General features: G+C 44.3%; 15 protein-coding genes and 1 pseudogene. 3 read left to right on the forward strand and 13 right to left on the reverse strand.

What is annotated here, in order from left to right:
* The first annotated feature begins 51 nt into the window (after positions 1–51).
* The gene (locus PAEVO_RS07955) at positions 52–1,449 is read left to right on the forward strand and encodes a TrkH family potassium uptake protein (protein ID WP_100537078.1); all 1,398 of its coding nucleotides are present in this window, start codon (positions 52–54) and stop codon (positions 1,447–1,449) included.
* Between the two features lie 67 nt (positions 1,450–1,516).
* On the opposite strand, the gene PAEVO_RS07960 is transcribed toward PAEVO_RS07955, so the two are convergent.
* A complete protein-coding gene (locus PAEVO_RS07960; protein ID WP_100537079.1) occupies positions 1,517–2,131 on the reverse strand; it encodes a DUF421 domain-containing protein in 615 nt (204 codons plus the stop codon).
* Positions 2,132–2,369: 238 nt separating this feature from the next.
* On the opposite strand from PAEVO_RS07960, the gene PAEVO_RS07965 reads away from it, so the two are divergent.
* Entirely contained in the window at positions 2,370–2,924 is a 555-nt protein-coding gene (locus tag PAEVO_RS07965) for a cupin domain-containing protein (RefSeq protein ID WP_100537080.1), read from the forward strand.
* A gap of 843 nt (positions 2,925–3,767) precedes the next feature.
* Here the strand turns inward: PAEVO_RS07965 and PAEVO_RS34195 are convergent.
* From PAEVO_RS34195 to PAEVO_RS08005, 8 genes and pseudogenes are all read right to left on the reverse strand, one after another.
* Complete coding sequence (locus PAEVO_RS34195; protein WP_243390677.1) at positions 3,768–3,974, reverse strand: hypothetical protein; 207 nt, start codon at positions 3,972–3,974, stop codon at positions 3,768–3,770.
* 313 nt (positions 3,975–4,287) lie between these two features.
* Positions 4,288–5,220: a dipicolinate synthase subunit DpsA gene (gene dpsA / locus PAEVO_RS07975; RefSeq protein ID WP_100537081.1), complete on the reverse strand. Its 933-nt coding sequence runs from the start codon at positions 5,218–5,220 to the stop codon at positions 4,288–4,290.
* 36 nt (positions 5,221–5,256) lie between these two features.
* Positions 5,257–5,560, reverse strand: a pseudogene (locus tag PAEVO_RS07980) (YunC family protein).
* Between the two features lie 172 nt (positions 5,561–5,732).
* Complete coding sequence (locus PAEVO_RS07985; RefSeq protein ID WP_100537082.1) at positions 5,733–7,250, reverse strand: phospholipase D-like domain-containing protein; 1,518 nt, start codon at positions 7,248–7,250, stop codon at positions 5,733–5,735.
* A gap of 85 nt (positions 7,251–7,335) precedes the next feature.
* A complete protein-coding gene (locus PAEVO_RS07990; RefSeq protein WP_100537083.1) occupies positions 7,336–7,542 on the reverse strand; it encodes a DUF1657 domain-containing protein in 207 nt (68 codons plus the stop codon).
* An 88-nt stretch (positions 7,543–7,630) separates the two neighbouring features.
* The gene (locus PAEVO_RS34200) at positions 7,631–8,137 is read right to left on the reverse strand and encodes a CBO0543 family protein (protein ID WP_326114904.1); all 507 of its coding nucleotides are present in this window, start codon (positions 8,135–8,137) and stop codon (positions 7,631–7,633) included.
* Positions 8,138–8,266: 129 nt separating this feature from the next.
* Positions 8,267–8,740: a hypothetical protein gene (locus tag PAEVO_RS08000; RefSeq protein WP_100537084.1), complete on the reverse strand. Its 474-nt coding sequence runs from the start codon at positions 8,738–8,740 to the stop codon at positions 8,267–8,269.
* 714 nt (positions 8,741–9,454) lie between these two features.
* Positions 9,455–9,658: a hypothetical protein gene (locus PAEVO_RS08005; protein ID WP_023559066.1), complete on the reverse strand. Its 204-nt coding sequence runs from the start codon at positions 9,656–9,658 to the stop codon at positions 9,455–9,457.
* 237 nt (positions 9,659–9,895) lie between these two features.
* On the opposite strand from PAEVO_RS08005, the gene PAEVO_RS33725 reads away from it, so the two are divergent.
* A complete protein-coding gene (locus PAEVO_RS33725) occupies positions 9,896–10,069 on the forward strand; it encodes a hypothetical protein (protein WP_153784608.1) in 174 nt (57 codons plus the stop codon).
* Positions 10,070–10,243: 174 nt separating this feature from the next.
* Here PAEVO_RS33725 and spoVAE read toward each other — a convergent pair whose 3' ends face one another.
* Genes spoVAE through PAEVO_RS08025 form a run of 4 tightly spaced genes read right to left on the reverse strand, consistent with a single transcriptional unit; the run spans position 10,244 to position 12,996 of the window.
* The gene (gene spoVAE / locus PAEVO_RS08010; RefSeq protein WP_005832063.1) at positions 10,244–10,594 is read right to left on the reverse strand and encodes a stage V sporulation protein AE; all 351 of its coding nucleotides are present in this window, start codon (positions 10,592–10,594) and stop codon (positions 10,244–10,246) included.
* Entirely contained in the window at positions 10,591–11,610 is a 1,020-nt protein-coding gene (spoVAD, locus tag PAEVO_RS08015) for a stage V sporulation protein AD (protein ID WP_007784321.1), read from the reverse strand. The genes spoVAE and spoVAD overlap by 4 nt, the downstream gene beginning before the upstream one ends.
* A 1-nt stretch (position 11,611) precedes the next feature.
* Complete coding sequence (gene spoVAC, locus PAEVO_RS08020; protein ID WP_100537085.1) at positions 11,612–12,091, reverse strand: stage V sporulation protein AC; 480 nt, start codon at positions 12,089–12,091, stop codon at positions 11,612–11,614.
* A 44-nt stretch (positions 12,092–12,135) separates the two neighbouring features.
* A complete protein-coding gene (locus PAEVO_RS08025) occupies positions 12,136–12,996 on the reverse strand; it encodes a DUF421 domain-containing protein (protein ID WP_100537086.1) in 861 nt (286 codons plus the stop codon).
* Between the last annotated feature and the right edge of the window lie 185 nt (positions 12,997–13,181).

A 13,181-nucleotide genomic window follows, 5' to 3' on the forward strand; every position in this document is an offset into this window, starting at 1 on the left:
GAAAACAGTTTATACTCATCGAAATAAATATCCCTATTACGGAGAATGACCATGATCGAAAACGATGACCATACCAGACGTCGCTCCGCCCTTTACAAAATCGATTCATTCGTAAACAAGTTGAAGAATAATATGAGTCCTCCCCAGCTCATCATGGTAGTGTTTTTTGTGCTGATCTGGACGGGTACCTTGTTGCTTACACTCCCTCTATCTTCTACAAACGGAAAATCTGTAGGTTTATTGAATGCTTTGTTTACCGCCACCTCGGCTATATGTGTGAATGGCCTTGTGGTTGTAGATACCGGGAGTGTTTATTCGACCTTTGGGCAAGTCATCATTATGATCTTGATCCAGATTGGCGGACTCGGATTTATGACTTTCGGTGTTATGGTAGCCATAGTACTGGGGAAAAGAATAGGTCTCAAGCAACGTCTTGTCATTCAGCAAACAACCCACTCGACATCAGCTCAAGGTTTAGTCAAGCTATCGCTGTATATGGTGCTTATAGCGTTCGCATTTGAGGCGTTGGCTACGGTCATTCTTACGATTCGATGGCATTACGAATGGGGTTGGGGTCAGGCAGCCTATTATGCGCTTTTTCATTCCGTTTCCGCCTTCAATAATGCGGGATTTGCTTTGTGGTCTGACAGTCTTTCACCTTTTGTCGGCGATCCAATCGTTAATATTACCATTGTTATGCTCTTTATCATCGGCGGACTCGGCTATATTGTTGTCGTGGATCTATTCCGCAAACGTTCATGGAAGAGACTGTCTCTCCACTCCAAGGTTGTTCTTCTGGGCACAGGCATTCTCTCAGGAATCGGTTTTCTAACTATACTATTGTTGGAAAGTTGGAATCCGTCCACCTTTGGTCAGCTTAGCGGAGGCGAGCGTGTGTTGGCCGCTTTCTTCCAAGGTACGACACCTCGAAGTTCTGGATTCAACACAATTGACATCAGCAGTATGCTAGCCGCTTCCCAGTTCCTTATGATTATTCTGATGTTTATCGGAGCTGCCTCTGGAGGTACAGGAGGTGGAATCAAAATCAATACACTGATTGTACTCATCTTGGCAACGATCCAAACGTTTCGCGGCGGTGGGCAAATTCACGCATTCAAGCGCAAAATAGGCGAAGAAACGGTTATGCGTGCCCTAGCTGTTGTCATGAGTTCATTGGTTGTTGTACTTTGCGTCTCCCTTCTGCTCACGATCACGGAGGGAATGCTGGAGGAACATTTTCTGGAGGTGCTGTTTGAAGCCACATCAGCATTCAGTACAACCGGGTTGTCGATGGGGCTGACGAGTGAACTATCTCCCCCCGGTAAGGTCATTGTGATTGTTACGATGTTTGCCGGACGCTTGGGTCCGTTAACGCTCGCTTTTGCGCTGGCTCAGAAAAAGCGTTTATCTAAAATAGGTTATGCGGAAGATCATATTTTGATTGGATAAACAAGTGATATAAGGAGGCCCCTCCAGTTGGAGGGGCTTCCTTATATCACTACAATGAATGCTTGGGCTATTGAAGCCTTTTATTTGTTACGTGGGTATCTCCTTTTTTTATTTCATTAAATAAATCTGTCTCTTGATTTTGAAGGTTGGGGGTTAAAGCATCACTTCCACTCACTATACCGTTTAAATATTTTGATAACAGGTTTTCCAGTTGCGAAAGGGTTACCGGTTTTGCCGAATCATGCAATTCGTAACCAAGTTGCCCGTTTGGTTCGATAGTAGCCGTCTTCACATCACTTAACTTCGATATTCCTTGCTGCCGTAATTTCATCTCCAGAGCATCCACGGTTAATCTCAGTTTCTTCATATTATGGATCACTAATTGGCCGCCTTCAATAACAACAATTGCCGGTCCTTTAATCCACTTTTCAAAACGATTCCAGCGAACTTGTAAGATTTCAACTAATATCAACACTGATATAAACACGATTGCAGCAACGATGGTTAGGAGTATGCTTTCATTGGCAATTGGTTGAACAATGATGGTACCTATTGAAATCATCGTAATCGTCGTAGGGATCGTCATCTGTGAAATGGACTTTCTCCCGGATATACGAAGCATGAGCATCCCGAATATAATTAATACAAGCGATTTCCAAAGCTCATCCCAAAATTCATTCATAAGAAGATATGTCCTTTCTCTTCATGTACCATTTACTTTTTACATTTTGTGCAGTGTTTATTCTGTTGAAATATACTGTAACTGCTGAAGGAACAAGTTCAAATAACAAAATTGGAACTTTCATCTACCCCCCTATGTTGAAACGAAGATTCCGTTGTCTTAGACTTTAGCTCTTACAATTGCGAACTTCTACATGGGCATCTGCATAGGATAAAAAAAACAATCAAGTGAGAGGGGTATGAAGGTGTACCGCAATTCGTATTTCAATTATCAATATTACAATCCTATGCATTTTAACAATTGGAAATATATTCAAAGACCTCATTATTACCATTGTAACAATCACCACTGGAATCCTCATTTTAGAACCGTTAAATTAGGAGATTATGGAGGAAGACCATTTGTTGTGAACATCGACCAAGCCGCTAAGCAAAACAATACTTATCGCACAGCTTTATGGACAGGAGAAAAATTACAAGTGACTCTTATGAGTATTAATGTTGGAGATGATATCGGTTTAGAAGTTCATCCGACAACGGATCAATTCATACGTATTGAAGAGGGTCAGGGGCTTGTTCAAATGGGTGATAGCAAAAACAAATTAGATTTTCAAGAAATGGCATTTGATGACTATGCCATTATGATACCCGCAGGAAAATGGCACAATGTAATCAATACTGGCAATACACCACTAAAAATTTACGTTATTTATGCGCCGCCTGAACATCCATATGGTACAGTTCATGAAACTAAATCAATTGCTATGTCAGCGGAAGAAAATCACCATTTCTAATGAAAGTAGTGGAAATTATTAATAGATTGAAACTGTGTTTTAACTCATGAGATGTTAGTCGGCAAAAACAACGGGGAACTAAGACATTATTATAAATAAGTCTTAGTTCCCCGATGCTTTAATTTTGATAGAGCTGTCTAAGCACACTTACAATAATAAATTATGATACTGATAGGTCAAAGGCGCCTTTCGCGAAGGGCGGTAACTACTTCCTTCTTGTGCTTTGAACCTCAGACGACAGCAGACGGATCGAATCCAATGCTGGAATGCTGATGGAATTATAATCTGTTTAATATATGAATTCAGAAAATTATAGGACAAGAACATGTATATTTTTCAAAGCCACCTATAATGTAGCCGAGTTTATGTCATAATCCTACAATGTGGCCACTTTAGTGCATTTTATAATGACACAATTATGGCTACAAAAATAATAAAAAGCCTGATAAATCAAGCTTTCTTATCTAATAAATAGACTCTTTTGTGTCATTAGACAGATACAAGAAGACCTCACTACAACCGTAAACGAATCTATCAAATCATCGATGCAGCGCTTTGTCATAATCGCATCGCCCTCCCCTCTTCGTCCAAATTATAACATTAATTTAATACTTCACGAAACGGTTATTTTGTGAAGTATATTTGTTTTTCTCTTACTTTTGGAGTTGGCTTGTGCGGATTTATCGTATGGTGTCTAATGACATTAAACTGTTATCATTCGTGACGATATATATCATTGTTTTCTTTGACAAAAAGAAGTCTCATTAGATTGAATTTATGATAACACTATCTTGTCATTTTTCTTTGGAGATGCCGCAAATTGCAAAATGAAAACATGCTCCTTCAAACTTTTTCCAGAAGTTGAGGCGTTCCTTTGATTACCGTTAAAGGATTCAGGATGATATTGGCTGTGCCCGCCGCCATATGCCTAATGGTTTCCCTTCTTTCTTTCTCACATTGAATTTGCACGTACTGTTGAAAATCTTGGATATCGGCCATTAGAACAAACGTTCCCCTTTTAGCTGCGGGTATACATAGGTGATCATTCATGGATCGCACTTTGCCATCTAACCTCTCTTGCACGAGTACTCCCGAGTAATTCTTTTTATCCTGCAAAACTTCCCCTACGATCGATTGTAATGCCGAGTGTTCAGGGAATTCTTCTCCGGGGGTTACTGAGACCAGCTTAACTTGGAGTTCCCCGAACTCTAGCCTTGGAAACCGACTTCTGATCTACGAAAGAGCCGTTCCACCACGCGCTTCATTATCCGATTCTTACGGGATTAGACGGAGGCCGGCAAAGTGCCGGTATAAACAAGTAATGATGTCTCTCTAAATGATTCGTTTTACAGCGTTCGCGATCTCATAACCCGGAAGAAAAAGCAAGTATATCCAATTGCTCTCGATTTTGATTTTGACTCCGTTCGTCCTGGATCAATTGACATAACGTTCTCGCCAATATACGTCCAGCCGTTCTTGGCGCGACCAATCCCGGTAAACTTGGTGCCAACAAGGCCTTGATTCCACGTTTTTCGGCAAAACGAAAATCGGTTCCACCTGGTTTGGAAGCCAAATCAATAATAATAGCGTGATGCGGAATACGGGTCAACACACGAGAAGTAAGGATTTGCTCCGGAACCGTGTTAAAAATAATATCCACATTTACGCCTTCATCGTACAAATCTTTCGTATAAAACGGCTCAATCCCCATCTCCCATGCACGTGCAAACTGCTCCGGTTTCTGCACCCCCGCTTTGACGTGTGCACCCAGGCGCTGAAGCATACTGGCTAACGTAAGACCGATTCTCCCCAAACCCAGCACCATACAACGCGAACCATGTATGGTAATTTCCGTCTGTTGAATGGCCATCATTAAGGCGCCCTCCGCAGTGGGAATGGAATTGTATATGGCAACATCGTCCCTGCTAAATAATTCTATCAGATCGATCTCTAGTTCCGCGCAAAGGTTCCTCAAGTAAGACTTGGCTATGCCAGTACAGACTTTTGCGTGTTTCGGCAAGCAAGACATATATTCCTTGTTCAGCAATAACGTTTCAGATGAAAATGAAGACTCTACTCTGCCATGGTCGTCTGTACCGACAACCGGTAATATCAATACGTCAGCATTGCGAAGCACCTCCCTCGTAAGCTTGGAATGCTGAACTTCATGAAGTTGTTCGTGCAAATCTTCATAACCGATTACCGCAATATTTGCATCCAGGTCAGTAAATGACCGAATGATTTCAAGATGCCGGGCATCGCCTCCAAGGAAGACAATATGCAGACCCGTTAACAAAAAATCCCCCTACTTTCCTTAAGTGTGGACTTAAAATTAACTAACCTCGTTTACCATCTTTAAAAGCGCATCTGCTCCTTTCATCCCAGGGCAAATTCCGCGTAATTCCGCCTCTGTGGTCACCATATCGAGTGGGGCATCCAGCAATTGCTCTATTGTTCGTACCCCAGTTGCGCGTTCTGCCACAATGCGGCGATCGTTTAATTTCTCATTTAACAAACGAACACCAAGCGCCCCGCACATGATATATCCGTGACGGTTGTGATGGCCAGAAGTGTTGTTTTGGGCAGGGCGACCTCGATACTTATAACCTGATACCTTCAGCTTCAATCGGTTTCATATGATCATCTATGATGCAGCTCCTTTTTTTACACTATATGCCGGGCGTGATATTTGCACCATAGACTGTTGCCCAAATTCGATATTACTTGTATTCGTTGGAAGCCTTCTCCCCTTTCGCCATATACATGTGTAAATTGGACTTCGATTCAATTCCATGTAATTTTTGAAATTTATAACAAAGGAGATAACAAACGCGCTGCTTGATCAAGCATGCGCTCGAAAGAAGTACGATGCATATGATCTTCCAAACGATATGGAGTAGCCTCGGCGAGATCCCGTTCGAATTGTTCCGTAAGCTCCCGGGCCACATCGGAATGATACATCACTGCACACACTTCGTAATTTAAACGGTAACTACAGAGATCGTAGTTGGAAGAACCCACTTCGGCAATCTCGCCATCGATAATCATGACTTTCGCGTGCAATACCCCTTTGTTGTACTGAAACACATCGATCCCTGCTTCCACGAGTTCGCCATAATACGTACGGCTTGCAGCTCCTGCAACTTTAGGAATCACTTGGCGCGGCACCAGTAATCTCACTCGAACGCCACGCGCTGCGGCTGTTTTGATGGCCATCATGATATCCGCATCGGGTATAAAATAAGGGTTGGTCACGTCGATGGTTCGGGTCGCCTGCGTCAGGCAGATGAAATGCATTTCCCGAATGACCGGAGTAGGCAGCCCGGGATTGCCTTCGAATATCTGTATATAGACGTTATGCGAATCCTTGGATGGGGAAGCTTTTCCCATGTGGGTGCCTTCCATCGTTCCCAGCTCCGATCCCCATTCCCATCCGTATCCGGATCGTTCTGTTTTGCCGGATGGAAATGGATGAATGGCTTTATCGTCTGAAAGTTGAGCCGATTCAGGGATAAATTTTGCCTTTCTCGTTGAATGGAGCATGTCCGGTGACGCCATTTTCCAGTGAGCCTCAAAAACGGCTTTCACATCATCCGCTGTTTCGCCGGTTAACCGCATATGAGTGTCGCGCCAAAAACCGACATCCGGCTTCATTCCGGTATACTCGTCCCCAACGTTGATTCCTCCCATGAAGGCTTCCTTTCCGTCGACGATGACGATCTTGCAATGATCCCGGTATGTCAAGTTGGATAGTACCCAGGGGAATCGCAAGGGAAAGATGGTCCTGCATTCAATGCCTGCTTCCATCATCCGGCGAACCGTATGTTTGGGAAATGACCGGCTTCCCCAGCCATCCCTTATAAAACGAATGTTCACACCGGATAAAGCCCGGTCAATCAGCACTTCTGTGATACGTTTACCGATATGGTCATTCCGGTATAAGTAATATTCCAGATCGATTGACTTTTGTGCGGCCTGAATTGATTGAAGGAGTTTTCCGTAGGTTTCCATCCCGTTCGTGAGGATTTGGACGTAACCGGTTCGAAGGCCACTGACAGACAAAGGTTGCAAAGCCCGAGCGATAACAAATGCGGAGTGATCATATTCTGGGGGTAATGAAATCGGGCTATTGTGCGAAGAAACGAGCTTGTCCCGCCGCATTTGCACAGGATTCGTGACGAACAGGTAACAAACGAATCCGATAATCGGTAATACTAGTCCGACTGATATCCAAGTCAACGCTTTGGCGGGGCGGCGCACCTCCCGAACCGCAATGATGATCAATAGTGCCGTATTTACTAGCCATAATCCTGCTATCCATGCCAAGAAAATCAGCCTCCCAATCCTGTCGTCTACGAGGGAATAAAGATAAAGGGGCAGCCATGCCGAGAAGAGATCGGCATGGCCTTTTTTAGAAACCTTTATACTGCGGTTCTTCCTGTTCAATTTGTTGTAACCGTGGAGTGACCTGGTCAATGAGGTTTTGTGTCTGTTGCGCTGCATTTGTGAACGTGGTTTTGGCCTGCTGGTTTTGTGTATTTAACGCAAACTGTTCAAAGCTGGCCTGCGCGCTTTTTAATGAAGCTACAGCTGTTTTCACTTGAGAAGCTACCGTCATGTTGATCACCTCCTGAAATGGCATCCGTATATAATATGTCAACTCGTCAGAAAATTAATGAATGGTAAAATTTGATGATTGGCTATTGTCAGGGGTTAGAGTCTTCCTGAAAAGACTTACCGCAATCTATGCCCTTCTTGGCAATGCTTGAAGCCAGCAAGTACAGCCCAACATAGATAGGAAAAGAATAGGTATGTTTCCAGTGAACGGGGTGGTATAAATCGGCCATTTGTGAGACCGGCTCGGCCACAAAAGCGGAAAATCCCCCAAATAGGAGAGCTTTGAACAACGGATGTATGCCAGACTTGTACTGGTGTAAGAACATAACCGTGACGGGAAGAAGTGAAAAATTCCATGGAAAATTGGCCGGCATGAACGGTATGACTTCCCAGTGATAATGCAAGAGTCCCATGGCAATCCCAAGCTGGTCCAGCCACGACGACACGATAATCATCATAAACCCGGATAGGAGAAACTGTCCCGTAGCTCTCTTATCCCGAAATCCGATCCAAAATAGCCAGGGGCATATCGATAAACCTACTCCCAACCACCATTGTCGCGTAAATAGTACGTGAGTGCGCCAAATGTCAGTCATGTTGCGGTGTGCTTAGACAATCAATTGATAGGCTTGTTCGATTACATGATGAATCTAATTTTCGTCCACCGATGCCACCCCTTTCCGTTATCCGCTTACCGATCATTTTTCATCCGATATGTGCCTGTTTTATATACGCGAGTTTCCATACAGTATATTCGACGTTACAAATACGCCGACCGGCGGCAGCGAAGTTGAAGGCGGTTGCGGTGGGATATAGCCGCTATACCCCGCCAAGCTTATATCAGTTGTCGCTACCCAGGTTCCATATTCGCCCGCCTGTAAAGAAGAGGGTAGCATCCGCAGACGTCCGGTGAGAACCAAATGCCGAAGTTGAATCTGGACATCGTCATAGATGGTTAATTGGCCGGAGTAGGCGGCGTAGGGGGAATGAAACATGATCTGCTGCGTGCTTTCATTCCAGCTTCCTTCAATCGGAATCGGCGTTCCGCGAAATTGGATGGTGCCTTGAATTTGCTGGTCCTGCAAAACACGCATCACGAGTTTGCCCCACACAACCGGTCTTCCGGCGACAGATGCATGAACTCCCCATATGGAAAAGGGAGGTAAACTCTTTGTACTTGTTTGAGCCGCAACGGACATGATTCATCACTCCTCAAAGTTGGATCACGTCATTATATGCGTCCTCGGCAAAAATGCCAGTCACTGGGCATGAATTCTTTACAGATAACCGAACATGATCAAGTAAAAGAAGATGGACTTTCTCTTATACTGGTTGTTTCTTAATGCAGACAGGTTTCGAACAAAATTGTTTCAACCCATCCCAGTTGCCCCAGATGCAATTTTTACATCGATTTGGTTGTCTTGGGGCAGAGGTAGTCCAGTTTTTAATGCTTGTACTGAATGTTGGTAACATGCAGGCATCCGCCTTTCCAAATTCATGCAAACGGCATTTAAGTTGTCCAGAAACGAATCATCCTATGCAGTTATCCGCATCGTGAAAGTCCGCTTGGATTTGATCCCATCTACCCTTGTCCCCTGCATACAAATATCAAAGGCCGGAGCAACCCATTTTGGGCAACAGCCGGCCATTTGGTCCTATTTCGCAGGCATTCTACCGATGGCTCGATCGCAAACATTTTTCACACACCGATTCTCCCAGTTGTTGCAGAAGTCCTCATATACTTGCTCTACGCCACAGTCGGATAGCATGTGCCTGACCAAAAAGTCATACCAGAACTGGTCGAAAGACAAGGGCATCCGGGTTCCACATTGGGAACGAAGGGTTACATAGCGGTCCCAGATTTTGATTCGGAATGCTGCCAATTCATCACATCGCTCCATGTCGGTTCGCCTTTAAGCGGCGCTGGTGTCGCTGGATATTTCTGACGTTTTCGCTTTTTCTTCGGAGAGCTTTTGAAATTGTTTCGCCCTTTCCAGATGAAAGGTACGTAATTGTTCGTGATACTGAGCCATTTTCATGTGCCAATCGTACATTTGCCTGACATAAGCGGCCTGGTCATGCGTATACATGGGCATTGCCTGTTTGATAAACTGCATTTGAAAACATTCCTCCTTGGGTTAGGTAAAGTTGAACTTACAGCATTAGTCTATGGCAGGTGCATAGAAGCGACAACGGCATCCGCCCGGTTTCCGGTCATTTTATCGGGTTGGTTGTCTATATGCAGGCGGAAACACAGCCTTTTGGGGAACTGACTCCTATGATGCATAAAGGATATGAAAATCGGAATAATATCAGTTGCATATTCTGAAAATGGCGAATGAAAAGGAGAAAGTATGGAAAAAAGCGAACTTAAATCACAATTTAAACAGCGAATCAAAACGACAAGTAACAAATCTCCAATAATCTTGGATGGAAAGGCAAGTGAAAATGTTCCAACCGAGCCGAGTTTAATGGAGCGAACCAAAGAAGTGATGGAGAATATAGGAACCGAAATAAATAGCGTCTGACAGTATATGGCTTTTATAGCTTGGTCAACGTAACCTTTGAGATTATCGATGGGGACATTCCGTACAGATTGGAACAAGTAAATGTTTCTCATAATCAAAACCGGCCGGTTAGGGATCGCCCTGACCGACCGTTACAGTGTATTTTAGCCAACGAAATTCGGATTGGGCCACGTATTATCCTTTGGGTTTTACGAACAATGCAGCGAGAAACGAAAAAATAATCGCTGCGGATATTCCGGCACTGGTCACTTCGAAAATTCCGGTGATGATCCCAATCCAGCCATTGCTCTTTAGTTCTTGAAGCGCACCATGGACAAGCGCGTTACCAAAGCTTGTAATCGGGACCGATGCTCCTGCCCCGGCAAATTCAATCAGCGGATCATACCATCCAATTCCGTCGACAATCGCGCCCAATACAACAAGCAGGGTCATGGTGTGGGCCGGTGTAAGTTTCAAGACATCAAAACAAAATTGTCCGAAAACACAGATTGCACCTCCCACCAAAAAAGCCCAAAGAAAAATCATAATATCTCCCTCCCTGCCTCTATGGATACGGCATGAGCGATACAAGGAATGCTTTCCCCTTGTTGAAATGAAATCGGGGATAGCAGCGCCCCCGTAGCGACAACGAGGATTCGTTTCAGTTCACCTCTTCGCATCCGATTTAGCAAATGTCCATAGGTAACAACTGCCGAACAACCGCAGCCGCTTGCTCCGGCTTGAACCATTTGGGTTTCATAATCGTAAATCATCATCCCGCAATCGGAATATTCGGTTTGTTCGATGGGAAAGTTATGTTTCTTAAACAATTTACAGGCGATTTCATATCCGACTTTCGCAAGATCGCCGGTAACGATCAAATCGTAATAACCCGGTTCAATTCCCAAATCTCGAACATGCGCCTCAATGGTGTCTACCGCTGCAGGAGCCATCGCTGCGCCCATATTAAACGGATCTTTAATGCCCATATCGATAACCCGGCCAATGGTGGCAGATGTAACAACCGGTCCGTCACCTTCCATGGATACGATGGCAGCACCGGCCCCGGTTACCGTATATTGGGCGGTTGGCGGTTTTTGCGAACCGTACTCGGTCGGATATCGGAACTGTTTCTCCGCACCGGAATCATGGCTGCATGTCCCCGCCAATACAAATTTCGCCGAACCGGAATTTACAAGGTTAGCTGCTAATGCCAGACTTTCCATCGAGGTTGAACAAGCGCCAAACACACCGAGGTAAGGGATCGATAATGTTCGCGCGGCAAAACTGCTGCTAATGATTTGATTCATCAAATCCCCTCCTATGTAAAACTGGACTTGTTCCTTTGTCAACCCCGCATTTTCAATAGCCAGTTTTGCCGCTTCTTCAATCAATGCCTTTTCTGCTTTCTCCCAGCTCTTTTGTCCCATCATGGATTCTCCATGGACAATGTCAAAATCTTTGGCCAGCGGGCCTCTTCCTTCAAATGGACCCACTACCGTTGCTGTTGATCGGATGAACGGCTTGTTCTCAAATAGCCAACTCTGGTGTCCCTTTAACATATTAAGAGCCTCCCCCGCCTTTGATCAGCAAATGTACAATTCCTACCGCAAAGGCGGCGACTGTACCAAATACAATAACCGGTCCAGCCAGTTTAAACATTTTACCGCCAACACCGAGCACCATACCTTCACTCTGATGTTCAATCGCAGCGGATGCCATCGAATTCGCAAATCCCGTCACAGGCACTGCGGAACCCGCACCGGCCCATTGGGCAAACTTATCGTACACCCCCGCGCTGGTCAGAATGACAGAAAGGAGTATCATAACCGCCACGGTAGGGTCTCCAGCCTTTTTCTCATCAAAGCCGCCCCAATGCACAAACATTTCCTGGATGGCTTGTCCAACCAAACAAATGGCCCCGCCAGCTATAAACGCACGAATGAAGTTTTTGAGTATGGGCCTTGGAGGTTCGACGCTTTGCGCCAATTCTTTATATTCCTGTTGTACCCGCGTTAAATTTTTCTTTATATTATTTGCCATGAACATCCTCCTCGAATTTCAGCTGACGTATAATTGGCGAATTGTTAACGAATCAGCAATGGTTTAACTTCATCAATAATCTTTTCTAACGCTTTTGAACATTGCTCGTACATCTGCTTTGTATTTTGTTCTTTGGTAGATAAGCCAAACATTTCGAGATCCGCTTCACACTTTTTCAATGTTGCAAGCAATGCGGCTTTTTTCTGGGGTTTCGGTACTTTGATCTGATCATCAAATAAATCAACGTATAGCTGGCCATAGGAATCCACCTGTCCAAGAAATACGTTATCAATCGAAACACCTAATTTCTCCAGTTCCGTATCCAGCCATTTCCTGTTTAGACCTATCGTGGCAAGCGGTTCGTCCATTATTTTTCCATCCATAATGACCGATTGAGGTTCTTGTTCTGGCCCGACATTTATTCCCAGGTGTTTAGGCGTTAACGGTTGATTTTCCTTGGTTAAAAGAACGCTAACGTCACCGCTTGACTCCATGATGGCGAATTCAACATCGGCAGCTTTGAACACATTCTTTATTCGAAGCTGTTCCATAAGTTCATCCGTGGTAATCCTTTCTTTTTTTAGGTTATCCTCCATGATCTTGCCGTCCTTAATGAGCACTGTTGCTTTTCCGTCGAATAGGTCTCTTGCCGTTTTGCTTTTCAGCTGTAGAAATTCAATCCCTAAAGAAACAACGGTCCAAACCGTCATCGCAACCAAGCCTAAATACCAATTGGTCTCCAGATCCAACGAAACGTAAGCTGCAATGCTGCCGATCGTGATTCCGGTGATATACTCAAACAATGACAGCTGTGATACCTGCCGTTTCCCCAATATCTTCGTTAGGACAAAAAGAACCCCCATAGCCAATAACGTTCGCAAAGCGATTTCTAGCCAATCCGGCATAATATCACCATTCCTTTCCAATCACATTAATCGACAAAGGTAAATATGTCCCTATTCCATTATTTTTATGCATTTCCATCTGAAAATTTTTCTAACGTATGCTTTTGTTGCGAGACGGAAATATTAATTTCGGTATTGGGAGAATGTAAGCATCTATTCCCATTACCCGTGAAACATTATCCTAT

The sequence above is a fragment of the Paenibacillus sp. GM2FR genome, from assembly GCF_002803325.1.
In the GTDB taxonomy this organism is placed as follows: domain Bacteria; phylum Bacillota; class Bacilli; order Paenibacillales; family Paenibacillaceae; genus Paenibacillus_AQ; species Paenibacillus_AQ lautus.

Excerpts from the sequence above, each read along its gene's own strand:
- spoVAD (WP_007784321.1), bottom strand. The coding sequence starts at position 11,610 with ATGTTAAAGGGACACCAGAGTTGGCTATTTGAGAACAAGCCGTTCATC.
- PAEVO_RS33725 (WP_153784608.1), top strand. The coding sequence starts at position 9,896 with ATGGAAAAAAGCGAACTTAAATCACAATTTAAACAGCGAATCAAAACG.
- PAEVO_RS34200 (WP_326114904.1), bottom strand. The coding sequence starts at position 8,137 with ATGACTGACATTTGGCGCACTCACGTACTATTTACGCGACAATGGTGG.
- spoVAC (WP_100537085.1), bottom strand. The coding sequence starts at position 12,091 with ATGGCAAATAATATAAAGAAAAATTTAACGCGGGTACAACAGGAATAT.
- PAEVO_RS34195 (WP_243390677.1), bottom strand. The coding sequence starts at position 3,974 with ATGAATGATCACCTATGTATACCCGCAGCTAAAAGGGGAACGTTTGTT.
- spoVAE (WP_005832063.1), bottom strand. The coding sequence starts at position 10,594 with ATGATTTTTCTTTGGGCTTTTTTGGTGGGAGGTGCAATCTGTGTTTTC.
- PAEVO_RS08025 (WP_100537086.1), bottom strand. The coding sequence starts at position 12,996 with ATGCCGGATTGGCTAGAAATCGCTTTGCGAACGTTATTGGCTATGGGG.
- PAEVO_RS07960 (WP_100537079.1), bottom strand. The coding sequence starts at position 2,131 with ATGAATGAATTTTGGGATGAGCTTTGGAAATCGCTTGTATTAATTATA.
- PAEVO_RS08005 (WP_023559066.1), bottom strand. The coding sequence starts at position 9,658 with ATGCAGTTTATCAAACAGGCAATGCCCATGTATACGCATGACCAGGCC.
- PAEVO_RS07965 (WP_100537080.1), top strand. The coding sequence starts at position 2,370 with ATGAAGGTGTACCGCAATTCGTATTTCAATTATCAATATTACAATCCT.
- PAEVO_RS07955 (WP_100537078.1), top strand. The coding sequence starts at position 52 with ATGATCGAAAACGATGACCATACCAGACGTCGCTCCGCCCTTTACAAA.
- PAEVO_RS08000 (WP_100537084.1), bottom strand. The coding sequence starts at position 8,740 with ATGTCCGTTGCGGCTCAAACAAGTACAAAGAGTTTACCTCCCTTTTCC.
- PAEVO_RS07990 (WP_100537083.1), bottom strand. The coding sequence starts at position 7,542 with ATGACGGTAGCTTCTCAAGTGAAAACAGCTGTAGCTTCATTAAAAAGC.